Origin of the sequence: Campylobacter sp. RM15925, assembly GCF_012978775.1 — a bacterium.
GTDB lineage: Bacteria > Campylobacterota > Campylobacteria > Campylobacterales > Campylobacteraceae > Campylobacter_A > Campylobacter_A canis.
The window spans coordinates 17499-41697 of record NZ_LIWP01000003.1 but is presented as its reverse complement, the minus strand read 5'-3'; the positions used below and the strand labels follow the sequence as shown (position 1 = coordinate 41697).

Sequence of the window (24199 nt, the reverse complement as noted above, 5' to 3'; positions counted from 1 at the left end):
AAACACTACAAATGCGAGCTACCAATGATTTTAAAAATTCGCCAACTCATCGCAGCCTGTTTTATTTCCCAAATCGCAACCTAACTTAAAGTATTTTTTAGCTTCAGCCTCATTTTTTTCGATTAAACCACCTTTTAAATACAAAAACCCTAGTCCCGTACAACCTGCGGCAAGTTTATATTCACAAGACTTTTCAAAATACTCAACAGCCTTAGGATCCTTTTGCGCTGCATACGCAAAGCCTAAATTTCTGCATGCTTCGCCGCTTCCGCCATCGCAAGCCGCCGCCATAAATTCAGGACTATTAATGACCTTGCAAGCGTCTTTGGATTTACCGCTTGCGCAAGCTTTACTAATGAAATTATAAGCTTTTAGTATATCTTTTTTCCCGTATTGATCGTCTTTATATATAATCCCTAAAACCAAGCAATCTTGAGGTCTTTCTCCTTCACAAAGCGGTTCTAAAACTTTAATGGCTTTTTCAACATTTTGGCTCACGCCTTTGCCCTCTCTATAAGAATATGCCAAATTTCGGCAAGATAGCCCGTGATTTTTCTTGCAACCTTGCTCCCATAGTTCAAAGCTTTTTTTGTAATCATTAGCGCCGTAATAAAAACTAGCAAGATCGCTACAACCGTTTAAATCGCCAAGATCACAAGACTTTTGCGCAAAAAATTTCTCTTTGCTTATTTTGTAAGCCTTATTGCATGCTACGGAGTCGCCGCCTTCACACGCGGTTACGTATCTGGAAAAATCAGATCCCTCCTGAACTTGTCCTCCGCCACTATCCTTTCCGACTTTAGAGCAACAATCGCTTCTGCCTGTTTTGTCGCAGCATTTTTGATAGGCTTGTTGGGCTAAAGACTGATCTTTTTTTACTTTTCCGCCAAAGCCGAATTCATAAATTTTGCCTGCCTCGTAGCAAGCCAAATCATTATTTTTATTAAAACAACTGGCGTGAAAAAACTGAATCGCACTTACCATATCGCCTTTATTTCTTGCATTAACTCCATTGGCGTAATCTTGTCCCGCTTGCACAAAAGAAAAACCTAGGCATATCGCTAAAGCCGAAAAAACAAGCCTTTTCATAAAATCTCCTTTAACTTTAAGATAAATTTAAAATACAAGGATATTATATCGTAATGCTACTATTATGTTTATAAAATATTTAATGATTGTATAAAATTTTTAAGAAAATGGTGCGCTCGAAGGAATTCGAATCCCTGACCTTTTGAACCGCAATCAAATGCTCTATCCAGCTGAGCTACGAGCGCACTATATAATTAAGTAAGGCTCGAAGTATAACCAAACCTTTCTTAAATCTTTCATAAATTTTAAAAACTCTTTGGAATTTATGAAATTTAACCATAAAATCTTAAAATTTATCAAATTTAATCATCAATAAAAAATCTTTATGCTATCGTTATGAAATTTAAATTTTAGTTTGTCAGTAAAAATAATCAAAAAGACAAGGCGAAGTATTTTGGGATTATTTTAAAATTTCAAAATAAAATTTTGTATAATTCTTAAAAACTCCCAAAAGCCTTAAGAGTGAGGAAAAAGTGATACATAAAATTTTAATCGCAAACAGAGGCGAAATAGCGGTTCGCATAATTCGCGCCTGCAAAGACCTGCATATCAAAAACGTAGCCATATACACAAAGCCCGATCAAGATTGTCTGCATGTAAAAGTAGCTGATGAGGCGTATCAAATCGGCATAGATCCAATCAAAGGATATCTTGACGCAAAACGTATCGTAGAGGTTGCCAAAGCCTGCGGAGCGGACGCTATACATCCGGGATATGGATTTTTAAGCGAAAACTACGAATTTGCAAAAGAAGTTCAAGATGCAGGGCTTATTTTTATCGGTCCAAATGCCGATGTCATACGCAAAATGGGCAATAAAAACATAGCACGCTACCTTATGAGCAAAAATGGAATTCCCGTAGTTCCCGGCACCGAAAAGCTAAATAACGAAACAATGGAAGACATCAAGCTTTTTGCCGAAAAGATAGGCTATCCTGTTATATTAAAAGCAAGCGGCGGGGGAGGAGGTAGAGGAATTCGCGTAGTATGGAAAGAAGACGAGCTTGAAAGCAGCTTTGAAAGCTGCAAACGCGAAGCTAAGGCGTTTTTTAATAACGATGAAGTATTTATGGAAAAATACGTCATCAACCCACGCCACATCGAATTTCAAATAGTGGGCGATAAATACGGCAATATCATTCACTTAGCCGAGCGTGACTGTTCCATACAGCGCAGACACCAAAAAATTTTAGAGATCGCTCCAAGTCCGAGCATAAGCGAAAATTTACGTAAAAGCATGGGTGTTACCGCGGTTGCTGCTGCAAAAGCGGTTAATTATACAAACGCAGGAACGGTTGAGTTTTTGCTTGATGACTATAACAACTTTTACTTCATGGAGATGAATACAAGAATTCAAGTCGAACACGGTGTAACGGAAGAGATAACGGGCGTGGATCTTATAGTGATGCAAATAAGAATAGCCGCAGGCGGCATACTTCATATGCAACAAAGCGATGTCGTTACTCAAGGCTTTGCCATAGAAGCTCGTATCACGGCAGAAGACGCTTGGCAAAATTTCATTCCAAGCCCGGGCAAAATTTCAGGTTATTACCCTGCTCTTGGTCCTAGCGTGCGCGTGGATAGTCATCTTTACAAAGACTATCAAATTCCGCCGTTTTACGATAGTTTGCTAGCTAAACTTATCGTTCGTGCGACAAGCTACGATTTGGCGGTAAATAAACTTAACCGCGCACTAGATGAATTTACTATAGAAGGCGACGTAAAGACTACGATTCCGTTTTTGCTAAGCATAAGCAAGGAGCGCGACTTTAGACGCGGGTTTTTCGACACTTCATATGTAGAAAATAAAATGCCCGCCCTGCTTGAAAAGATGAAAACGAAAGAAAACGAAAGCAACGAAGAGGTCATAGCGGCCATTACGGCAGCGATTCAAAAGGTAAAAGACGCCAGAAAGTTAAAGCAAAGGAATTTGGATGAATGATTTTTTTGACAGCTTAAAAGATATAAAAAAAGAGATGATAAAAGAACTTGGTACGGAGCCTAAAAAAGAAGTAAAAAAGCACGTCGTAAGCAAGGAAGAAGCTATCGCCCATAAAGAGCAGATTCTTCAAGAGGAGTTCATGAAATACGTAAAAAATAGCGATATAAGGAAGATATGATAATCCCTTTTTCCACGCTTCCAAGCCTATGTCCGTATCTTAAAGATAGGGATTCAAGGATGGAGTATAACTATGTAAGCGATTGTGATTTTAACCTTAATGACGCGCTTACAAGGCGTGGATTTAGAAGGTTTGGCAGATATTTTTCCAAACCCAACTGCAAAGAGTGCAAAGAGTGTGTAAGCATAAGAGTTGATGCGTTAAATTTTCATTTTGGCAGATCGGCTCGCCGCACCATAACTAAAAATATAGACACCAAAATATACATCTCAAGTCCCATAGTAGATGAAGAGCATCTAAATTTATACCGCAAATACCATAAATTCATGGAGCAAAAGCGTGAATGGAAGTATTACGAGCTTGATTTTAGAAAGTATTATGAGCTTTACGTTGCGGGACACGACGAGTTTGGCAAAGAGGTTTCATATTATGCCCACGGCAAACTAGTAGGAGTTGATCTGATTGATGTTTTAAGTGACGGAATTTCTGCGATTTATTGTTATTATGATCCTGATTTTTCGCATTTGTCGCTAGGTAGATTTTCGCTCTATCAGCAAATTTTTTTAGCAAGACAGAATAATTTGCGCTGGATTTATCTGGGGTACTACGTCAAAAACTGCCCTAGCCTAGCCTACAAAGGCGAATTTAAGCCTTATCAGGAGCTAGCCGGATATGTAGAAATGGACGTCGAGCCCGTTTGGAGTAGCATGGAACGCTAATTGCTTGAATTAACGTAATTAAAATTGGAGAAATTTATGGACGTTAAGCAGACTTTAGAATCTTTAAGTATAGAGACAACCGATAGCAAACTGTTTTGCGAGCTTAAAAGCGTGATGAACAAAAACTTTTCCAAAACACTTGGGCAAAAGCATAAAGTTATATCTTTTTATGACGAAAATGAGCTTGTGCAACGTAAATATTTTTTTAAATTTATAAGCAAACTTTACCAAAAAGCGCATAGCCAAGAGCTTGATATAAAATTTGCCGAGTATAAGACAATCAAGCTTCTTTACAAGCAGCCAAATTCGCTTAAAATCATAATATCTGCCGATGTAAAATTTGCAAAAAACGAAGTAAATTTCAAATTTGAAAAACCAAACGCTCTTTTTATAAGCTACATCTCTCAGAAATTTAAAAATTCGGAAATTTTCACGGACGAAAACCAAGATAATCTAACGATAATAATCAAAAACAGCAGCCAAACCAAAGGGCTTGACGAGCTATTTAGTAAAAACGAACATATGTATTTTGCCGTGAATTTTAACTATAAGCAGAGCGAATTTATCAAATTCAAAAGAGAGATAAACATACAAAATTCACAAAAATTCGTAAAAAGATTTTCAGCGCTTGCAGGGCTTTTTGATGAGCATTTTAAAACACTTGAATGCGATATAAAAAGTAGCTTTCAAAGCGTAAGAAGCAGATATCTTGAGCTGGTTAAAATCTATCATCCCGATCGTCACGCAGGCAAATCGGCTAAAATTCAAGACGAATATCGCATGAAATTTGAAAATATCCAAAACGCCTATGAAAGCTTGAAGCCGTATTTTAAAGAGCAAGAAATTTTCATAAGCGCATAAACTTATAGTAGCTTAAAAGTGTTTTGGGCGCCAATAATATAGATGTATTAAAGTTCGATGTAAAATTTAGACTAAACCCTGCACACCAAACAGTATAAAACAATGTCCAAGCTTAACCTTGCATCAGATAAATTCTCTTGCGCTGGCTGGAGCTAGCGATATTTAGCGCCTTGCGGTATTTTGTGATGGTTCGCCTAACCATATTTACGCTAAATTCTTTTTGGATAAGCTCTAAAATTTTAAGATCGCTTAACGGCTTTTTCGGATTTTCATTTTTAACTAAATTTGCGACGAAATTTTTAAGAGCGGCATTTGAAATCTCCTCGTCAACAGCAGCCGAAAAGAAACTTTTTATCGGTACCGTACCTCGCGAACAGACAAGATATTTGTTTGATATCGCACGCGAAATAGTAGAAGGATTACGCCCTAAATCATCCGCGATATCTTTTAGCCTCATAGGCTTTATATCGCCTCCAAAAAAATAATCATACTGATACTCAACTATCATCAAGGCGATCTTTTTTAGCGTAGCTTTTCGCATATCAAGAGCATCTACGAGGTCTTTTGCCTCTTTTATACGCGTGCTTACAAACTCGCTTTTCTCATCAAGTCCTTCGGTATCAAGCAAAATTTCAGGGTAAAATTCATCATTTATAGCTATCTCAACTCTTCCGCCGGAAGTATTTATAAAGATATCTGGAATTTTAGCCGGCGAATCGCTTAGATACTCGATCGCGGGTGGATTTTTAAATTTACGCACGATAGAAATAGCCTCATCGTACCGCTTCATTTTTTTTAAATTTTGAGCCAAATTCTGCAAATTTTCAAAATTCTCGATGATAAATTTAACATCTTTTTCAAGCTCGCCATCAAGCTCAAATTCGCCCATCTGAAATAAAAAACTCTCTTTATAATCCACCGCACCCACGCCACAAGGCTCAAGATAAGCAAAGCGCGCCCTAACCCGCTCTACTTCGCTCCTATCAAAGCCCGCAAAAACTTCATCACTCCACTCAAAGTACCCCTCATCGCTAAGGCACTCTATGATTTTATTTGCGATAATTTGGGATTTTTGAGTAGGAAATAACGGCTTGTTTATTTGAGGCAAAAGCTTATCGTATAGACTCTCTTTAAAAACGCTGTAAGTTTCGATATTTTCGCTTGAGGATTTTTTTGAAATTTCGCTAAAAAAGTTTTTTTTAGATGAATTTTGATTTTTATGCTCGATCGTGACAAATGGATTTTGGGCAACAAAAGGCTCAAGAGTCTCTTTTAGCTCTTCGATACTTGAACTAAGTATCGGCAGCCAACTTCTAAGAGTATGCGAAAGCTTGCCTTTGGGGGCTATAGATGCGGTTTGCTTTAGCATATTATTCTAAAAGCTTAAAATCTTGTCCGAGATAGTGCGTCTTAACAAGCTTATCGTTTGCCACCTCCTTGGCGTTTCCAGAGGCTAAAAGCGAGCCGTCTTTTATAACGTAAGCTCTATCGCAAATCGCCAAAGTCTCCCGCACATTATGATCTGTTATCAGCACTCCTATGCCTAAATTCTTAAGGTCTCTTGCTATGCTTTGTATATCGCTAACGGCTATAGGATCAACGCCGGCAAAAGGCTCGTCAAGAAGCAAAAATTTTGGCGTTATTATGAGGCTTCTTGCGATTTCGCAGCGCCTTCGCTCACCACCGCTTAGACTTACGCCCTTTCTTAAGCGAATCGGCTCGATATTAAGCAAATTTAGCATCTCATCTACTTTTTGCTCCTGAACGGCTGTATCTTTATATAAAATTTCAGCCCCGAGCAACAAATTTTCTTCTACCGTTAAATCCTTAAAAATGCTTGATTCCTGAGGCAGGTATCCTATGCCCATCCGAGCGCGCTTGTGCAAAGGCACATTTGTGATATCGACACCGTCAAGATAGATGTTACCACTACTTGGGGGTATCAACCCGCAGATCATATAAAAAGTAGTCGTCTTTCCGGCTCCGTTTGGACCAAGAAGACCTACAACTTCGCCACTTTGTATGTCAAGCGAAATGCCTTTGATGATATTTGTCTTTTTTATCGTCTTTTGTAAATTTTTAACTTCTAGCTTATGCACCGCAAACCTCGTATTTTCTTCCTTTTTCATGAGGAGTTATGCAAATTTTTATATAATCTATATCAAATTTCTTAAGCATATTTTCAAGTTCGTCATCGCCCCACTCTACTAAGTGCAAACCCTCTTCAAAGAAATTTTCAAAAAGTCCGTTTTTTATAATTCCTTCAAAGCCGTTTTGGTAGATATCGTAATGAAAAATTCCGTTTTCATACCCTTGCATAACCGAAAACGTGGGAGAAGTGACATCCGAATTTACACCATGAGCCTTTGCTATGGCTTTTACAAGAGTTGTCTTACCGCTTGCAAGATCGCCCTTTAGGATTATAACTCCTTCTCGCGGCAAAATTTGAATCAGCTCATCAAGCTCGTCTAAATTTAGTATAAATTCTCTTTTCATAGCTCTTTTACATACTCGCTTTGGGCTGATTTTGGGATACTTTTTGTCACAGGGATAGCCAAAACCTCATAACTCATCTCTTTGGCTAAAAATTTAATCGTAATCTTATCGCCGATTTTCACCTCTTTAGCGGGCTTTGCGATAACTCCGTTTATGCTTACTACACCGCTTTTGCACATGTCTTCACTGATCGCTCGACGCTTGGTAATATTAACCGTATTTAAAAATTTATCTACTCTCATAAAAGCGATTTTATCCAAAAAACTCTTAAATTTTAGTGGTCGCTAAGATATTTAAGAGTATCCATAATGCTTAAAGGTATAACACTGCCGTGAGTTTGGTTTAAGTATAATTTAAAATCGCTTTTTACGCCACTATTTTTTAAAATTTTAGCCAAATCATTAGCTTTCAAATTTCCTGCTTTATCGGTCTTACCCTTTCTTTTTTCAAGCTCTCCTACACAAACAAATACAAACTTAGCTCTTATTCTATCTTTAAATTTATCCTCATTTAAAGCGCCTTTTAAAATTTGAGAATCACCCCACCACAAAGAAGGCGAAGCGATAAAAAAATTATCAAACACATCTTCGTTTTGAAGCATAGCAAAAAGAGTAAAAAGCCCTCCGAAAGAGTGTCCAAATAAGCTTTTTTCACTATCTTTTATATCAAATTTAATATCTACAAAGGGCACTACTCTATCTCTTATAAAACGATAAAATTCATCCGCACCGCCGCCAAGACTAAATTCCTCTCCTGCAGCCTTTGGCGTATAATCCCTTGTGCGCTTTTTTGAGTCATATGCCAAATTCGTATCATGCCCAACCGCTATGATAAGCGGAGGGGTTTTGTCTGTGACGGAATTTAACGCTATAGAAAATTGAGCGTTGCCATCAAGGATAAAAAGCACTTTTTCATATTTTTTAGACCCTTTTGGAATGGCTTGATATATAAGATACTTTTCACCGCTTTGACTTTTTATGGTAGTTATTTGGATATCAAATTTATCATAGACATCGATATTTATCGGCATTATTTGCTGATTTGGCTTTGCATTTAGATTGCAAATCAAAAGCAAAGCCACAAGTAAAACAGATAGGTAAATTCTTACCATCTAGCGCTTACTTTCAACCAAAATCTTCGCCCTTCTTCAGGATACCAGTAGTATTCCCCATTGTCTGCAAGACCTTCGTCGTATCTGATATTATCAAAGATATTATAGGCGGTAAAGTTAAGAGTCAAATTTCTATTTACACTCCAGCTAGATCCTAAATCAACAGTAAATAGCTTTTTCGTATTTTCGCTGACTTTGTTGCCCGGTCCAAATTTCACGCTTGTAAGCTCGCTTTCATAATTTGCACTGACAAAAGCAGATACACTACTTATCGGTTTATAAGTTAGTGTCGAATTTATAGCATGTTGCGGAGTTGCAGTTAGTGATTTACCGTCTAAACGACTTAGGTTGGTTTGGCTAAATTTGACAGGTCCTTTTGGCGTATTTATAATAGGATCTCCTGTTTTTATCTTAGAATTGTTATAAGTATAGTTTACTTTTAAATTTAAATTACGTGATATATCATAATCGCCGCTTAACTCTATACCCCACACATCGGCACCTTTGATATTAAAGTAAGTTCCCCAGCCTGGACAATTTACATGAGGGGCATTTACGCCTGCAGGGCAAGTGCCGAATGCGGAAATTTTATTTATACTACTGCCGTCTGTATCTAAAATTTTATCCTTAAATTCATTTTTAAACAATGTTAAAGAGCTTCTAAAGTTATCGGCATTATCATAATACGCCCCTACTTCATAAGTAATACTCTTTTCTGGTTTTAGCTGTTTATTTCCAAAGTCAACGATTCTCCATCCCCCTTGTATAGTTCCTATCCCCGGTGAAATTTGATTTACGTCAGGCGTTTTGTATCCTGTCGCAACTCCGCCTTTTAAGCTCCAATTATCGTTTAAGTTATAAACCACATACACTCTTGGAGAAAAATGATTGTCAAAAAACTCATTATGCGTAAAACGCCCTCCTAGAGTTAAAAATAGGCTATTTTCTAAAATTTCCCACTCATCTTCTGCAAACAGAGCATACTCTTTCATGGAGTATGCCTTTGGCTTTTTAAGTTCGCTCTTGTTTGTGTTTGAAACTATAAAAGTAGTCTTTGAGGTTTGCTTACTAAAATCATAGCCGAAAGTTAAAGTGTGAGCGCCTAAAAATGCGCTAAATTTAGAGTTAAAATTATGATTTTTTATATTTGCGGGAGTTAAACTATCAAACAAACTACTTCGCTCTGTTTCATCGTATATATAGCTCATATCTACGCTGAAATTTTCAAAATTTCCAAGATAGCCAAGCCCTCTGCTGTCTCTTTGATAAGAGTATGAATTCGTAAGCTTATTTGTCTTTATGGTAGCTGTTTTGCCGACTGTTCTTTTATAATCATGCTTTTCTCTACCTAACAAAAGATAAAATTTGTTATATTCATCAGGAATTATCCAAAGCTTAGAGCTTAAATTTTTCTTATCGCTTTCTTGATAACCTCCTTTATACTCATCCTCGTCTCTTAATTTATTATATCCCCATAATTGAAGCGCTAAATATTTACTAAATATAGGAAAATTCAAATAAAACTCGCCCTGCCTTTGATCTCCTATTCCGCTATGAGCTTGAAAAACCGTAGACAAGCTAACTCCGCCACTAAATTTATCGAAATTCTTTTTAGTTATGATATTTATCACGCCACCTACCGCATCGCTTCCATAAAGAGAGCTCATAGGTCCTCTAATTACCTCTATACGCTCTATCGCTTCAGCAGGAGGTATAAAATTTGAGTTCATATCTCCCGCTCCGCCTTTTGGGTTAGCTCCACTTGAATTTACTCTCTTTCCGTCTATCAAAACCAAGGTTTGAGAGCTCTCCATGCCCCTTATAGAAATACCGCTTGCAGGACCGTCTTCGCCTGCTATAACCTTTACACCAGGAATTTCTGAGGCTATGGAGTGCAGTGATTTAAAATTTAAATCCGTAAGCTTTTGATTACTTATTACAGAAATGCTAGCGGGTGCATTTTTAATCTCTTGTTTAAATCCTCCTGCTGTTACAACCACTTCGCCAAGACTTATCTGATCAGCCCCTAAAATCGCTTGGGCACAACACAAACTAACTGCCAAACCAATAACTTTAATCTTAGTCATTTTTTTCCTTTTTTTAAACTTTATTTTAAATCGTTTGAAAAATATATCATAGTAAATATAAAATTAATATTAATAATCAAATATCATTAATTGACTTTATCCAAACACCCAAAAAACGATAAATTTTTAGTAGAAATTAATTAAATTTGGCTAAAATTACAAATCTAACTTTTATAAGGATTTTGTTATGAAAAAAGACGTTAAAAAAGTAGTTTTAGCATATTCGGGTGGTCTTGATACGAGCATTATTTTAAAATGGCTTCAAGATGAATACAAATGCGAAGTGATAACTTTTACTGCAGATATCGGTCAAGGTGAAGAGCTTGAGCCTGCAAGAATAAAAGCACTTGAACTTGGCATAAAACCTGAAAATATCTTTATAGAAGATTTGAAAGAGGAATTTGTAAGGGATTTTGTATTTCCGATGTTTAGAGCAAACGCTATCTATGAGGGCGAATATCTGCTTGGTACATCCATCGCTCGACCGCTTATAGCAAAAAGACAAGCCGAGATAGCGGCAAGTATAGGCGCTGATGGAGTAAGTCACGGCGCAACCGGCAAAGGAAACGATCAAGTTAGATTTGAGCTTGGATACTACGCCATAGGAGATAATCTTACTATAATTGCCCCTTGGAGAGAGTGGGATCTAAACAGCAGGGAAAAACTACTAGCTTATGCTGAAAAAAACGGTATCAAGATAGAAAAAAAACCGGGCAAGAGCCCGTATTCTATGGATGCAAATTTACTCCACATAAGCTATGAAGGATTAGTGCTTGAAAATCCTGCCAATGCACCCGAAAAAGATATGTGGAGATGGACAGTCGATCCAAAAAACGCACCAAATGAGAGCGAAATTATAGAGATAGGATACGAAAAAGGCGATCCCGTAAGCATCAACGGCAAGAGATTAAGCCCTGCGGAAATTTTAGCCGAACTTAACCGCCTTGGCGCAAAACACGGCATAGGAAGACTTGATATAGTAGAAAATCGCTCAGTAGGCATGAAATCTCGCGGTTGCTATGAAACTCCAGGCGGAACGATAATGCTAAAGGCTCACCGCGCCATAGAGAGCATAACTCTTGATAGAGGAGCCGCTCACCTTAAAGACGAACTCATGCCAAAATATGCCGAATTAATATACAACGGATACTGGTTTTCGCCTGAGCGAATCATGCTTCAAGCGCTAATAGACAAAAGCCAAGAAAACGTAAACGGAAGCGTAAAAGTCGAGCTATACAAAGGAAATGTAATCATACTAGGCAGAGACAGCAAGAGCGATAATCTCTTTAGTGAAGCGTTTTGTACTTTCGAAGAAGATAACGTGTATGATCAAAAAGATGCCGACGGGTTTATAAAGCTAAATGCGTTAAGGTTTATTATAGGACGCAAAAACGGGCGCAAATTTAACTAAAATTTAAATTAAATAAGGACAAAAAATGAAAGTATTACTGATAAAAGACGTAAAATCTCTTGGCAAAGCAGGAGAGATAAAAGAGGTAAAAGACGGCTATGGAAACAACTTCTTAATAGGCAGAGGCTTAGCAAAAGCCGCAACTCCTGATGTGCTTCGCCAATATGAAGCGGCTCAAAAAAGAAAGGCCGAAGAGCTAAAATACGAACTTGCGAATTTAGAAACCCTAAAAGAGCAACTTGAAAATATAAAGCTGGTTATCAAAAAACCGCTTGGCGCTAACGGCTCGCTGTTTGGTGCCGTTACAAAAGACGAGATCGCTCACGCCCTTGAAGAAAAGCACAATCTAGCTATAGACAAAAAGAGCTTTGATACCGACGGACATATAAAATCAACAGGAATTTTTAACGTAGATGTAAAATTAGGACACGGAATTCACGCTAAACTTAAGTTAGAAGTAGAGGGCGAATAGTGTTTCATGCAACAACTATACTAGCCTACAAAGGCAAAAATAAATCCGTGATCGGCGGAGACGGACAAGTAAGCTTTGGTAACACAGTTCTTAAAGCAAATGCCGTTAAAATTCGTAAAATTCATAACGGCAAAGTTTTAGCAGGCTTTGCCGGAAGCACTGCCGATGCGTTTAATCTATTTGATATGTTTGAAAACAACCTAGAGCACGCTAAAGGCGATCTGCTAAAGGCTGTGATAGAATTTAGCAAAGAGTGGCGTAAAGATAAGTATCTGCGCAAACTTGAAGCGATGATGCTGGTGCTAAATCGCGATAAAATTTTTCTGCTAAGTGGTACGGGCGATGTTGTCGAGCCTGAAGACGGAAAGATAGCTGCTATCGGAAGCGGAGGAAATTTCGCACTTTGTGCAGCAAGAGCCCTTGATAAATTTGCACAAATTGACGAAGAAGAGCTTGTAAAAGAGAGCTTAAAAATAGCAGGAGAAGTCTGCATATACACAAATACAAATATAAAAACTTATGTTTTAGAATAAAGAGAGAGTATGAATTTAACCCCAAAAGAGATAGTGAAATTTTTAGATGATTATGTAATCGGTCAAAAAGACGCTAAAAAAATCATAGCAATTGCACTTAGAAACAGATATCGCAGAATGAAGCTTGAAAAATCTATGCAAGATGACATTGTGCCTAAAAATATACTTATGATAGGCTCAACGGGCGTCGGTAAAACCGAAATAGCACGTCGTCTTTCAAAGATGATGGGCCTGCCTTTTATCAAAGTAGAGGCAAGCAAATACACTGAAGTTGGTTTTGTCGGGCGGGATGTGGAGTCTATGGTAAGAGATCTGGTTGCGGCTGCTATAAGTCTTGTAAAAACCGAATTTAGAGAGAAAAATCAAGATAAAATCGATGAGTACGTAGAGGATAAAATCATAAAAAAGCTTCTTCCACCGCTTCCTACGGGTGCAAGTGAAGAGAAAAAGGCTGATTACGAAAGAAGCTATGAGAAGATGAAAACAAGGCTTAAAAACGGAGACCTTGACAATCTAAACATCGAGATCGAGATCACGCAAAGCAGCTTTGATGCGGGAGCTAATGTGCCGCCCGACATGGCTCAAATGCAAGAGAGTTTTGTAAAAATCATAGGGCTAAGCAACAAAACCACAAAAAAAGAGATGAAAGTAAAAGACGCAAAAGAAGCTCTTAAAAACGAAGCTAGTGAGAAAATTTTGGATATGGAAAGCATTAAGACCGAAGCGTTAAGAAGAGCCGAGAACGAAGGCATTATATTTATAGACGAGATTGATAAAGTGGCTGTTAGCTCAGGAAATTCAAGCAGGCAAGATCCTAGCAAGGAAGGCGTGCAAAGGGATTTGCTACCGATAGTAGAAGGCTCAACGGTAACTACAAAATTTGGCGTTATAAAAACAGATCATATTCTATTTATCGCAGCAGGCGCATTTCATATAAGTAAGCCAAGCGATCTCATACCTGAACTTCAAGGAAGATTTCCTCTTAGGGTAGAACTGAGCAGTCTTGACGAGGATGCGCTATATCAAATTTTAACTCAGCCTAAACACTCGCTACTAAAGCAGTACGAAGCTCTTTTAAAAACCGAAAACGTAGAGCTTAAATTTAGTGATGAAGCTGTAAGAACTATCGCTAAAATAGCCCAAAATGCAAATGAAAAAATGGAAGATATCGGCGCAAGAAGGCTTCATACGGTAATTGAGCGAGTAATAGAAGATATAAGCTTTGAAGCTAGCGAAAACAGCGGAAAGACGATAGAGGTTGATAAGACGCTCGTAGAAGACAAGCTTGGAGATATCATAAAAGATCAAGATTTGGCAAGATATATACTATGAAATCGGGCTTCGTAAGCATAATCGGAAGAACAAATGCGGGCAAAAGCTCTCTTTTAAACTTCTTACTTAATGAAAAAATCACTATCGTGTCACATAAGCAAAATGCTACAAGGCGCAAGATAAGCGGTATAGTGATGAACGGCGAAGATCAGATAATCTTTACCGACACGCCAGGGCTTCACGAAAGCGATAAAACGCTAAATAAATTAATGATAAACGAGGCGATAAAATCAATGAGCGATTGCGATGCGATTGTTTTTTTAGCCTCGATTCACGACCCAACTGGTGAATATGAGAAATTTTTAAATTTAAAACCTTCAGCGCCCCACATCTTGGTTTTAACCAAGGTTGATGAAGTATCAAATGATAAAATTTTAAAAAAAATATCCGAGTATTCTAAATTTCAAGATAAATTTACAGCCCTAATGCCTTTTAGCATCAAAAAACAAACCTACAAAAAGCCATTGCTTGATGAAATTTGCAAGCTTTTGCCAGAGCATGAGTATTTTTACGATCCTGAATTTTTAACGCCTACTAATGAAAAAGAAATTTACAAGGAATTTATACTTGAAGCGATATATGACAATCTAAGCGACGAATTACCTTACTCAACGGATGTGCTAATAGATAAAGTTAAGGAAAAAAGAGAAATAATAGAAATTTTTGCTTCAATAATAACGGATAAAGAGCTACACAAATCAATGATAATAGGGAAAAATGGCGAAACAATCAAAAGAATAGGTATAAATTCACGAAAAATGATATCAAAATTAACGGACAAAAAAGTCTTTTTAAAGCTCGTAGTTGTAGTAAAAAAAGGGTGGAGCAAGAATGAAAAAATTATAAAACAAATAAATAACTATTGATTTTTAATTTGTTTTTTATTAAAATAACACGTGCTTGTTCATAAATTTTATAATTTAAAGTGATTGCAAAATGTTTGGCAAAGATAAAATTAAAATTAAAAAAAACGGCAATAAGATAGAAAATGGCATTGTCTCGATAGATCCTTATACCCAAGATTCATATATATTTTCAAAAAATGAATTTGCTCAATGCAGTATAGACAAAGTAAATAAAGAGAATTTCTTTATATCTTATCTAAAATACAAAGATCTCATGATCGGTACGGCAGAGATCCCGGGCACCACCGAAGACAGTGATATCCCAGACCTTATAACTATAAAAGCTTATGAAGAGTTTGACCTTGATACATCAAAAGACTACAAGATAACATATAGCGAAGCTGATAGCGGTGGTTCTGAAAATAAGATATTTAATCTGTTTGTTATAGAAAGTGCCACTATAGGTAAAATTTTTAATCCGATAGCTAAAAAACCTCATACATAGACTATATAGTTGCAGCTCCTTTGATGTTTGGAGGTTTGTATAAGAAAAATTTAATGTCTGTTCAAAACACAGACGCATTTATAGTTATACAAAATGATGATGCCTTTCTTGCGGTTTACCAAAACGGAGAATACGTCCAGTCAAGACCGCTTAGATATTCTATAAAAAATATGAACGAAAAATTTTCCGTTCTTCAAGAGAATAGAATAGACGAATATTCTTTTATGCAAATTTTACAAAACAGCGAGAATGAAAAAGATAAAGAGCACTTGGCTCAAATTTTTGACGAGATAGCTTATTATCTAAGTGATATTTTAAACAGCATAAGCAGAGTATATAATGTAAAAATTCAAAATTTATATATATTAAGCGATATAAACATAAGCGGTTTATGCGGAACCATAGAAAACAGAGTAGGAATACCTACAAGCAACTTTGATATTAAAATTTCGATAAATACAAAAGATATAAAAGTAAGTAATTTAAGCACCATAATGACTCTCTTTGCACAAAACTACAAAGAAGAGCATAATGACAATTTTAACTTCTCAACATTTTTACGCCCTCCTCCTTTGTTTAAACGTCATAGCGGAAAGCTTATGCTATACATAGCCGCAGGATTTTTAGTGGCATTTGCTTATCCTGCATACCAATATGCGGTAGGATTTATAACTCAGCAAGAGGTAAACAAGCTAACCGATGAATACAATATCGCACATGCCGAAGAAACAAGGATCAAAAATGAACTTGCAAGAATCGGAGCTGAATACGAAGAGATCAAAAAACTGCTTGATAGTGAAAACGAAAAGATAGATTTTAGGAAAAATCTTCTAACCGAAATTCATGATAAAAAAGCCAATTATCCTATGAAGAGCGTAGTGTTATACGAACTAACAAAATTAATAAGCGAAAAAGATATAAAAGTAGGTAAAGTCGTAAATAACGATAAAAATATGACGATAATGCTTTTAAGCAACAATGAAAAACAGCTTACAGAATTTATACAAAACGTAAGCAACGAGATAAAATACTCTATAACAACACAAGAGATTATCTTTGATAAAAATAAACCAAATCCAACTTATGAAAGTAATGTTACGGTAAAGATTAAATAATGAAAAAAGACAGCACTTTAGTAAAAATAGACAACTATTTCGATAGTAAAAAAAGCAGTGAAGTATCTATGATACTTTTAGGAGTTTTGGTTTTGGTCGGGTATCTTACATATGCCTTATCTTGGGATCCTGCGCAAGATTTTTATGATACTACAGCCAGAGAACATCAAGATATAACGTCTAAATTGTATCAGACGAATAATTATTTAGCCACAAATAATACAAGCAAAGTTCAAGAGCAACAAGCTAAGCTAAATGCACTAAAAGATAATCTTGAAACAGCCAAATTTACAAACCAATATTTTGACAATAAGTTAAAAGAGTTATCTTATCTTTTATTTAATGAGCAAAATTGGGCTAAATTTTTAGACAGCTTGGCATTTTTAGCAGACAAAAACGATATAAAAATTGTAAAAATAGCCAACGAGTTTAAAAACCCCACACCTCAGAAAATCGAGCAAGTATTAGACATCAAGATAGACTTTGAAGGAAGCTTTAAAAATATCGTAGGGTATATAAATTCTATAGAAGAATCCGATTTGGTAGTAGATGTAAATTCAATGGATATCAATTCCACCAAAAAAGATTTGATAGGAAATATAGGAATTTACGTATGGGGGATGAAATACTAATGAAATTTTATAAGATATCAGTTATTATCGCATCTTGCTGTTTCATGTTTGCAAACGAAACACCTCAAGATGTCAAGCAAGAAAACATACAAGAGTATGATCAAATGTTTAAGGCCATAAATACTCCAAGAAAAGGGCTAAATGACGGTAATATAAGCAAAATACCGGATCCGTTTTTAGTTCAAAAATCTACTCCAAAGACAATAGACGAAAATGGTTCTGAAACAGGAAATTCAACTCTTAATCTGCACGCAATATTTGGAGATAGAGTTAAAATCAATAATAAATGGTACAAAACAGGCGAGAAAATAGGAGAATACAAAGTTGGCAAAATTAAAAAATCAAGTGTGATTTTAGCCAGCAAAGAACAAAATTTAGAATTAAATATTACTCAAGGAAAGAACAATGTCGGCATTAAAATTAAATAAAATACTAGCAATTATTGCTTTTTTAGCTTTTTCTTTTTCATCGGCAATGGCTGCTGATAGTTGTAAAACTAGAATTTTCAATCTAAAAATAAGCGAACAAGTTTCCATACAAGAAATTTTAACGCAGCTTTCAGATCTTTGTAACTTTAGTGTTATCACAAAAGACCAGTTTGCCAAAAACGCTATAAGCGAAGAGGTGTCTGGAATAAACATCAAAGATATGACGTTAAACGAAATTTTTAATATTTTGCTTCACGAAAAAAACATCAACTATACTTTTGAAAAAGGTGTATTAAAAATTTCGGCCCTTCAAACAAAAACATTTAAGATAGACTATATAACTTCAGTTAGAGAAGGAACTGCGATAACAAAAGCTTCCGTAGATTCAGCGCCTATAGAAGTTGGAAACGAAACTGACGATGAAGGTGCAGATGATCTTAAAAAAGGTGGCGGAAAACTTGATAACCTCATTAGAACAGTTGAAAGATTTGATTTCTGGGAAAAGCTTGATGCCGAAATTAAAGCCATTTTAAATAATACCACAGAAACTATAGTAGCTCCAGATCCGATAATAAATGCAAATGCAGGCCTTGTTACCGTAACAGGAACTGCGGCGCAGATAAAAAGAGTTTCGGAATACATTGAAGATGTTCAAAATCGCCTTAGAAAACAGGTAATAATAGATGTTTCAATAATATCTGTTGAGCTTGCAAACAGCTATACAAAAGGTATTGATTGGAGCAAGTTCAGTATAGGCTTTAAAACAGGTCTATTTGATAGGTTTATACCTATAGGAATGACAGAAGAAGTAACAAAAGATGCTGCAGGCAATCCAACTACAATACAAAAATTCACTTATGGTTCTACTCCAGGAAATACAATACACTGGTCTTCTAGAAATAATCAAAATAGCTTAAATAAAGGCTTATCACAAACCATAAACCTAATACCTGGTTTTACATTTAATCTTGATGGAGTTATAAATTTCCTTGAAATAAACGGAAAAACAAAAGTAGTATCAAACCCAAAAATAGCTACTTTAAACAACCAGCAAGCTCTTATATCAGTTGGTGACAACATCAACTATAGAGTTAAACAAGAAAGTTCAAATGACAATGCCTTAAGTGGCAAAACAACTATTACATATAAACAATACTCTGTATTTATAGGAATTTTGTTAAACATACTTCCTGAAATTTCAGATGACAACAAAATAATGCTTAGAATCAATCCATCTCTAAGTAGCTTTAAATACAATGAAGATGACACAAGACAAACAACGGCAATAAGAGAGATAGCTCCTGATACAATCCAAAAGAAACTTTCTACGGTAGTTCACGTAAATAGTGGCGATACTATAGTTCTTGGAGGTCTTATAGCCCAAAGTAAAGGCAAAGAAAACACTAAAGTCCCTTTCCTTGGCGATATACCTGTTTTGGGTCATGCATTTAAAAGTACAAAAGATCAGCTTAAAACAACTGAGCTTGTATTTATAATAACACCAAGGATTATAGATATCTCATCACCTACACCGGTAAAACAGACTTTAAAAGATTTAGGATTTTCAAGGTCAACGTATGAGCAATAACAAATATACCGTAATAAAACATCTTTTTGCCGAAGACAATAAAGATAGTAGTTTTATACACCTAGATAAATCTTTTGCGGCATATAAAAAGATCATGAATCTGATTGAAAAGCCGGTTAAGCTTATACTTTTTTACGGTAATCCAGGTTGCGGCAAAACATTTTTACTAAAAAAAGTTGTAGAGGATTTAAAAGATAGAGAAGATATAGTATTTTTTTCATATCCGTTTTTTAACGAAAATGAATTTATGACATCTCTTTACGAGGAAATTTTCAAAGAAAAGCCTACAGAAAAAATTCAAAATTACGAAGAGTTTACAAGAATTTATAAATCAAAATTTAATGAAGAGGATAAAAAAGTTTTCACGGTCTTGCTTGATGAGGCACAACTTTATCCTGAACTTTTAATAGAAAAACTTCGCCTACTTTCAGATAGCGGATTTTTTAAATTTCTGTTTGCAATTCGCAAAACAGACGAAGAGCACGTCTTGACAAAAGACTATTTTAAAGCTAGAATTTGGGAAAGTATAGAGATGAGTCCTCTTGAGGTTAATGAGATGAGAGTTTATATGGAAAGTAAACTGCAATCCAAAAAATTTGATTATCAATTTTTAAAATTTACGGATGAACAGTTAGAACTCATAAACAATCTCACAAGAGGAAGCCTTACAATGCTTAATAGGCTTATGTTTAATTTCTTTGAGCTTTATGAGTATTTTGAGGATAATCAACCAACAATAATCAGTACGGACACAATGAGTACAAAAATTTTAGAGATGGCAGCCATCAGATCGGAGCTTATCAATGCTTGAAGTACAAGAAATTTTAGAATTAGAAAAAAAATGGAAAGCTTATGACAAAAAAAGAGCAAATCCAATTTCTAAAGAAAAGACTCACTATAACTATTTATTAGTAGCACTCCTTGCAGCTTCTGTTACCACAGCTTCGCTTGTGTTTTTTTATCTTGAAGAACCAAAAATGAAAGTTGCAGCGGCAAGCACTAATAGTACAACACAAGAAGTTAGACAATCTTTTGTAACAAAAGAGCCTAATATAAATAGCTCATACACTACAACAACAAAAGAACCTGAAACTTTAACAGAAGATTTGCCAAGCGGAACTCTTTTAAACCAAAACTATAGCAACTTTGCAAATAATGAAAATAGTATTGAGACAGAGAAGCAAGATATAACATCTTTAGCGCAGATGAATTCTCAACAAAATCAGCAAGGATGGATATACTTAAATGAAAACGCTCAAGCCTCTTTTGAGGCAAAAGCAAGTGGTGAAGTGGAGATACAAGAGTTAAGAAAACAAGTTTTATTTACCGCTCCAAATGAAGAGGCTATAAATTTAGAAGCCGATACTCAGAGTATACAAAATAGCATTATGGCTGAAAAAGACGAGGATAATTCATTTAAAATTCAAATCCAATCATCAGGTCCTGAAATATCTGTTGATGAGTTAAAATCAAAATTTGACAGGACAAACAGTTCTGAGCTTGCTACTTTGATAGCTAAAAAATATTATGACATACAAGACTATAAAAGTAGTGAAAAATGGTCTGTTATAGCAAACGAACTTAACAGCGACAACGAAGAAAGCTGGGTTATTTTTGCAAAATCAAAATACAACCTAGGGCAAAAATACGACGCTGTTAAGGTTCTTAAAATATATAATGAAAAAGCAAATTCAAAAGAGATTGAAACTCTAATAAAACATATTGAAAATAGTTCAATATAAATTAACATTTTTGCCGAGTCTATTGAAATAAATTTAATAGGCTCGGCTTTTTAATAAAAATATCTATTTAAACTATACAATGTTTAAAAATTAGTTAGTTATTATAACAAGGAGTGTTTGTGATAGATATGCCATATGAACTATTCTTATCTACCGCTTTAAAAAACAATCTAATATCCCAACAGCAAAAACAGGAAATAGAAGAGCTTTTATCCCAAGATAATAAATTTGAAAAAATAATCAAAGAAGTTGCACCAGATATCCAAGAACAAACAATCATCAACATCTTATCTGAACTTTACAGAACCCAACGCATAAGCATAGCCAATATCCTAGAAAAATTCATCATAAATTTAAGCGATTTTTTAAAATTTACGGCTAAAAAATTTGAACTTGAATATATGGATTTAGACACTATAGATATAGATTACAGACTATCTGAAAAAACTTCTCTTGCTCAACTAAAGAAATACGAGGCTTTGCCTGTAAAAGAAGATGAAGTAAGGGTTTATGTAGCCTTCAGAAACCCATTTGACATAGCTGCTCAAGATAGACTTCAAAATATATTTAACAGAAAACTTCTAAAGGTGGTCATAGCAGATCCATTTCAGATAGATAAGCATCTTAATAAAATCGAACTAAGCGAAAGCATAAAAGGCATAGTTGCGGACATAAGAAAAGAGCTCTCAACGACTGCGTCAACGGGAGATGAAAATAGTTCCGGAATTTTAAAGCTCATTGAAGTTATCCTAAAAACCTCAATACTAGGCAGAGCAAGCGACATACACATAGAACCTACGGAGACAAACTGTATCGTAAGAAGCAGAATTGATGGCATGCTAACAGAAACTTTTATCTTTGATAAGGACATCTATCCTCCTATGGTATCTCGTATGAAGCTTTTATCCAACATGGATATAGCCGAGCGCAGAAAGCCTCAAGATGGTCGTTTTTCGGCTCAGATTATGGGCAAGGAGTATGATTTTCGTATCTCTACTCTTCCGATACTAAACGGAGAGAGTATCGTTCTTCGTATTCTTGATAAGTCAAAAGTACTAATAAGCCTTGAAAATTTAGGCATGCATCCTCAAAGCTTTGCTAAATTTAATAAAGCAATGAAAGCTCCTTACGGCATTATCTTAGTAACCGGTCCTACAGGCTCTGGTAAAACTACTACACTCTATGCTGCACTTAATGATATAAAGAGTATAGAAACGAAAATTATAACTGTCGAAGATCCTGTTGAGTACCAGCTAAATATGATACAGCAAGTTCATGTCAATGAAAAAGTAGGACTTACTTTTGCATCAGCACTTAGATCTATCCTTCGTCAAGACCCGGATGTCATAATGATCGGCGAGATCAGAGATCAAGAGACACTTCGTATAGCTGTACAAGCGGCACTTACCGGACACTTGGTATTTTCTACTCTGCACACGAATGATGCGATAAGCGCTGTTACAAGAATCGTAGATATGGGTATTGAGCCGTATCTTATAAGCGGTTCTTTGGTCGCCATAGAAGCGCAAAGACTTGTTAGAAAACTTTGTCCAAATTGCAAACAAAAGACAACTATCCCTCTAACTCTTCAGGAACAATTCAAAGACTATCTGCCTCAAGACTATCAGTTCTATAAGCATGTAGGCTGTGAAAAATGTTCTCAAACGGGATATACTGGAAGAGAGATGATAAGTGAAATTTTACCTATTAGTGATAAAATCGCAAGCATGGTAGCAAATGGAACAACAAAAGAAGAGATTAAAAAAGTAGCCTACGAAGAAGGCTTTATAGATATGTTTAAAGATGGTATCATAAGAGCTGCAAGAGGCGTAACGACAATAGATGAAATTTTAAGGGTTGCTAAAACATGAAATATTTTGAAGTAGAGTATATGTCAAAAGGCCGCAAGCAAAAGATGGTCTTAAGAGCAAATAATCAAAACGAAGCTAAAAACGTAGCCAAAATGAAAAATGCCGGCGCTATAGTTAAAATCGGCGAAACTAAAACCGTTCCTCTTGAGGAGCAATTTCAGGATATACTTTCAAGAGCTAAAAATTTTGTTCAAGGCTCAAAGGTAAAAACACCCAATTTAGTAGCTGCGGTAAGACAGCTAAGCGTAATGACAAATGCAGGAATTTCAATCCACGATAGCATAAAAGAAGTTGCAAACGCTACAGAAGATAAAAGACTTAAGGCTATTTTTTCAAATTTAAACGATGATTTAAATCAGGGTCAAAGCCTAACAGATGCCATCTCAAATTTTAGAACCGAGCTTGGAGATGTAGTAATCGCCATGGTTAAACTTGGCGAAAATACGGGTAATATGGCAGAGTCTTTACAAAAACTAGCAGACATCTTGCAAGAAGTTTGGGATAATCAGCAAAAATTTAAAAAAGCCATGAGATATCCTATGATAGTAATTACGGCTATAGTCATAGCTTTCGTTATACTTATGATGTATGTCGTGCCTAAATTTAAAGAGATATTTGAACAACTTGGTGCAAATTTACCGCTTCCTACAAGAATTCTTCTTGGTATAGAAAATGCCCTAAACAACTACGGTCTTTATATATTAGGAGCTATTATACTTATAATATATGGCATAAGATATATGTATAGGACAAATGAAGACTTTAGCTACAACTTTGATAAATACCTGCTTAAAGTCTATCTCATAGGTAATATTATTTTTTATTCAACCATGAATAGATTTAATCTTATCTTTACAGAGCTTGTAAGGGCCGGAATTCCTATCGCTGAAGCGCTTGATACGGCAACTTTAACTGTTGCCAATCAAGAGATAAACAAAAAATTATCGACAGTTAAAATAGCCGTACAAAGAGGTATTTCGCTTACCGAGGCATTTAGAGATACAGAGCTTTACGAAGGTATGTTGATACAGATGATTAGTGCTGGCGAGCAAAGCGGTAGCATAGATGCGATGATGGAAAAGGTAACGGACTATTACAAAGTTAAATTTAACGATATAGTAGACAACATATCCGCTTACATTGAGCCTATTTTGATAGGATTTATTGCTGTTATGGTAGTATTTTTAGCGCTTGGTATATTTATGCCTATGTGGGATCTGGCAAGCGCGGTTAAAAATTAAAAC

General features: G+C 35.7%; 25 protein-coding genes and 1 tRNA gene. 18 read left to right on the top strand and 8 right to left on the bottom strand.

The window, feature by feature from the left end:
• Positions 1 to 30 precede the first annotated feature (30 nt).
• Positions 31 to 1089, bottom strand: coding sequence for a tetratricopeptide repeat protein (locus CDOM15925_RS02545; RefSeq protein ID WP_169940773.1), 1059 nt, complete (start codon positions 1087 to 1089; stop codon positions 31 to 33).
• 108 nt (positions 1090 to 1197) lie between these two features.
• Positions 1198 to 1274 (bottom strand) — tRNA-Arg (locus tag CDOM15925_RS02540).
• A 288-nt stretch (positions 1275 to 1562) separates the two neighbouring features.
• On the opposite strand from CDOM15925_RS02540, the gene CDOM15925_RS02535 reads away from it, so the two are divergent.
• The 4 genes from CDOM15925_RS02535 to CDOM15925_RS02520 are packed head-to-tail and all read left to right on the top strand — an operon-like array spanning position 1563 to position 4787.
• Entirely contained in the window at positions 1563 to 3029 is a 1467-nt protein-coding gene (locus CDOM15925_RS02535; protein WP_169940771.1) for an acetyl-CoA carboxylase subunit A, read from the top strand.
• Entirely contained in the window at positions 3022 to 3207 is a 186-nt protein-coding gene (locus CDOM15925_RS02530) for a hypothetical protein (RefSeq protein ID WP_169940769.1), read from the top strand. Before CDOM15925_RS02535 ends, CDOM15925_RS02530 begins: the two co-directional genes overlap by 8 nt.
• On the top strand, positions 3204 to 3926 hold the full coding sequence (locus CDOM15925_RS02525) for an arginyltransferase (protein WP_169940767.1): 723 nt from the start codon (positions 3204 to 3206) through the stop codon (positions 3924 to 3926). The genes CDOM15925_RS02530 and CDOM15925_RS02525 overlap by 4 nt, the downstream gene beginning before the upstream one ends.
• 36 nt (positions 3927 to 3962) lie before the next feature.
• On the top strand, positions 3963 to 4787 hold the full coding sequence (locus tag CDOM15925_RS02520) for an adenylosuccinate lyase (protein WP_169940765.1): 825 nt from the start codon (positions 3963 to 3965) through the stop codon (positions 4785 to 4787).
• Positions 4788 to 4899: 112 nt separating this feature from the next.
• Here CDOM15925_RS02520 and CDOM15925_RS02515 read toward each other — a convergent pair whose 3' ends face one another.
• The 6 genes from CDOM15925_RS02515 to CDOM15925_RS02490 are packed head-to-tail and all read right to left on the bottom strand — an operon-like array spanning position 4900 to position 10481.
• Positions 4900 to 6156: an RNA polymerase factor sigma-54 gene (locus CDOM15925_RS02515; RefSeq protein WP_169940763.1), complete on the bottom strand. Its 1257-nt coding sequence runs from the start codon at positions 6154 to 6156 to the stop codon at positions 4900 to 4902.
• A gap of 1 nt (position 6157) precedes the next feature.
• Entirely contained in the window at positions 6158 to 6886 is a 729-nt protein-coding gene (gene lptB / locus CDOM15925_RS02510; protein ID WP_169940760.1) for an LPS export ABC transporter ATP-binding protein, read from the bottom strand.
• Entirely contained in the window at positions 6879 to 7283 is a 405-nt protein-coding gene (gene tsaE, locus CDOM15925_RS02505; RefSeq protein ID WP_169940758.1) for a tRNA (adenosine(37)-N6)-threonylcarbamoyltransferase complex ATPase subunit type 1 TsaE, read from the bottom strand. The genes lptB and tsaE overlap by 8 nt, the downstream gene beginning before the upstream one ends.
• Positions 7280 to 7525: an RNA-binding S4 domain-containing protein gene (locus CDOM15925_RS02500; protein WP_169941004.1), complete on the bottom strand. Its 246-nt coding sequence runs from the start codon at positions 7523 to 7525 to the stop codon at positions 7280 to 7282. Before CDOM15925_RS02500 ends, tsaE begins: the two co-directional genes overlap by 4 nt.
• A gap of 32 nt (positions 7526 to 7557) precedes the next feature.
• Positions 7558 to 8394: an alpha/beta hydrolase gene (locus tag CDOM15925_RS02495; protein ID WP_169940756.1), complete on the bottom strand. Its 837-nt coding sequence runs from the start codon at positions 8392 to 8394 to the stop codon at positions 7558 to 7560.
• Complete coding sequence (locus CDOM15925_RS02490) at positions 8388 to 10481, bottom strand: TonB-dependent receptor domain-containing protein (protein WP_169940754.1); 2094 nt, start codon at positions 10479 to 10481, stop codon at positions 8388 to 8390. The genes CDOM15925_RS02495 and CDOM15925_RS02490 overlap by 7 nt, the downstream gene beginning before the upstream one ends.
• Positions 10482 to 10668: 187 nt before the next feature.
• On the opposite strand from CDOM15925_RS02490, the gene CDOM15925_RS02485 reads away from it, so the two are divergent.
• The 14 genes from CDOM15925_RS02485 (at position 10669) to CDOM15925_RS02425 (ending at position 24196) form a co-directional block, all read left to right on the top strand.
• On the top strand, positions 10669 to 11892 hold the full coding sequence (locus tag CDOM15925_RS02485) for an argininosuccinate synthase (protein WP_169940752.1): 1224 nt from the start codon (positions 10669 to 10671) through the stop codon (positions 11890 to 11892).
• A gap of 25 nt (positions 11893 to 11917) precedes the next feature.
• The gene (gene rplI / locus CDOM15925_RS02480) at positions 11918 to 12364 is read left to right on the top strand and encodes a 50S ribosomal protein L9 (protein WP_169940750.1); all 447 of its coding nucleotides are present in this window, start codon (positions 11918 to 11920) and stop codon (positions 12362 to 12364) included.
• Entirely contained in the window at positions 12364 to 12897 is a 534-nt protein-coding gene (hslV, locus tag CDOM15925_RS02475) for an ATP-dependent protease subunit HslV (protein ID WP_169940748.1), read from the top strand. The genes rplI and hslV overlap by 1 nt, the downstream gene beginning before the upstream one ends.
• Before the next feature lie 9 nt (positions 12898 to 12906).
• Complete coding sequence (gene hslU / locus CDOM15925_RS02470; protein ID WP_169940745.1) at positions 12907 to 14229, top strand: ATP-dependent protease ATPase subunit HslU; 1323 nt, start codon at positions 12907 to 12909, stop codon at positions 14227 to 14229.
• Complete coding sequence (gene era / locus CDOM15925_RS02465) at positions 14226 to 15095, top strand: GTPase Era (protein ID WP_169940743.1); 870 nt, start codon at positions 14226 to 14228, stop codon at positions 15093 to 15095. Before hslU ends, era begins: the two co-directional genes overlap by 4 nt.
• 70 nt (positions 15096 to 15165) lie before the next feature.
• A complete protein-coding gene (locus CDOM15925_RS10020) occupies positions 15166 to 15579 on the top strand; it encodes a hypothetical protein (protein ID WP_249934670.1) in 414 nt (137 codons plus the stop codon).
• A gap of 23 nt (positions 15580 to 15602) precedes the next feature.
• Positions 15603 to 16694, top strand: a complete 1092-nt coding sequence (locus tag CDOM15925_RS02460) for a coiled-coil domain-containing protein (protein ID WP_249934669.1) — start codon at positions 15603 to 15605, stop codon at positions 16692 to 16694.
• Positions 16694 to 17326, top strand: coding sequence for a type 4a pilus biogenesis protein PilO (locus tag CDOM15925_RS02455; protein WP_169940741.1), 633 nt, complete (start codon positions 16694 to 16696; stop codon positions 17324 to 17326). The genes CDOM15925_RS02460 and CDOM15925_RS02455 overlap by 1 nt, the downstream gene beginning before the upstream one ends.
• Positions 17308 to 17754: a hypothetical protein gene (locus tag CDOM15925_RS02450; RefSeq protein WP_169940739.1), complete on the top strand. Its 447-nt coding sequence runs from the start codon at positions 17308 to 17310 to the stop codon at positions 17752 to 17754. The genes CDOM15925_RS02455 and CDOM15925_RS02450 overlap by 19 nt, the downstream gene beginning before the upstream one ends.
• Positions 17732 to 19342, top strand: a complete 1611-nt coding sequence (mshL, locus tag CDOM15925_RS02445) for a pilus (MSHA type) biogenesis protein MshL (RefSeq protein ID WP_169940737.1) — start codon at positions 17732 to 17734, stop codon at positions 19340 to 19342. Before CDOM15925_RS02450 ends, mshL begins: the two co-directional genes overlap by 23 nt.
• On the top strand, positions 19332 to 20153 hold the full coding sequence (locus CDOM15925_RS02440; protein ID WP_169940735.1) for an ATP-binding protein: 822 nt from the start codon (positions 19332 to 19334) through the stop codon (positions 20151 to 20153). Before mshL ends, CDOM15925_RS02440 begins: the two co-directional genes overlap by 11 nt.
• Positions 20146 to 21084 carry a transformation system protein gene (locus tag CDOM15925_RS02435; RefSeq protein ID WP_169940733.1) on the top strand — a complete coding sequence of 313 codons (939 nt, stop codon included), beginning with the start codon at positions 20146 to 20148 and terminating at the stop codon, positions 21082 to 21084. Before CDOM15925_RS02440 ends, CDOM15925_RS02435 begins: the two co-directional genes overlap by 8 nt.
• Before the next feature lie 128 nt (positions 21085 to 21212).
• A complete protein-coding gene (locus tag CDOM15925_RS02430) occupies positions 21213 to 22955 on the top strand; it encodes a GspE/PulE family protein (RefSeq protein WP_169941002.1) in 1743 nt (580 codons plus the stop codon).
• Positions 22952 to 24196 carry a type II secretion system F family protein gene (locus CDOM15925_RS02425; protein WP_169940732.1) on the top strand — a complete coding sequence of 415 codons (1245 nt, stop codon included), beginning with the start codon at positions 22952 to 22954 and terminating at the stop codon, positions 24194 to 24196. The genes CDOM15925_RS02430 and CDOM15925_RS02425 overlap by 4 nt, the downstream gene beginning before the upstream one ends.
• The last annotated feature ends 3 nt before the right edge of the window (positions 24197 to 24199 follow it).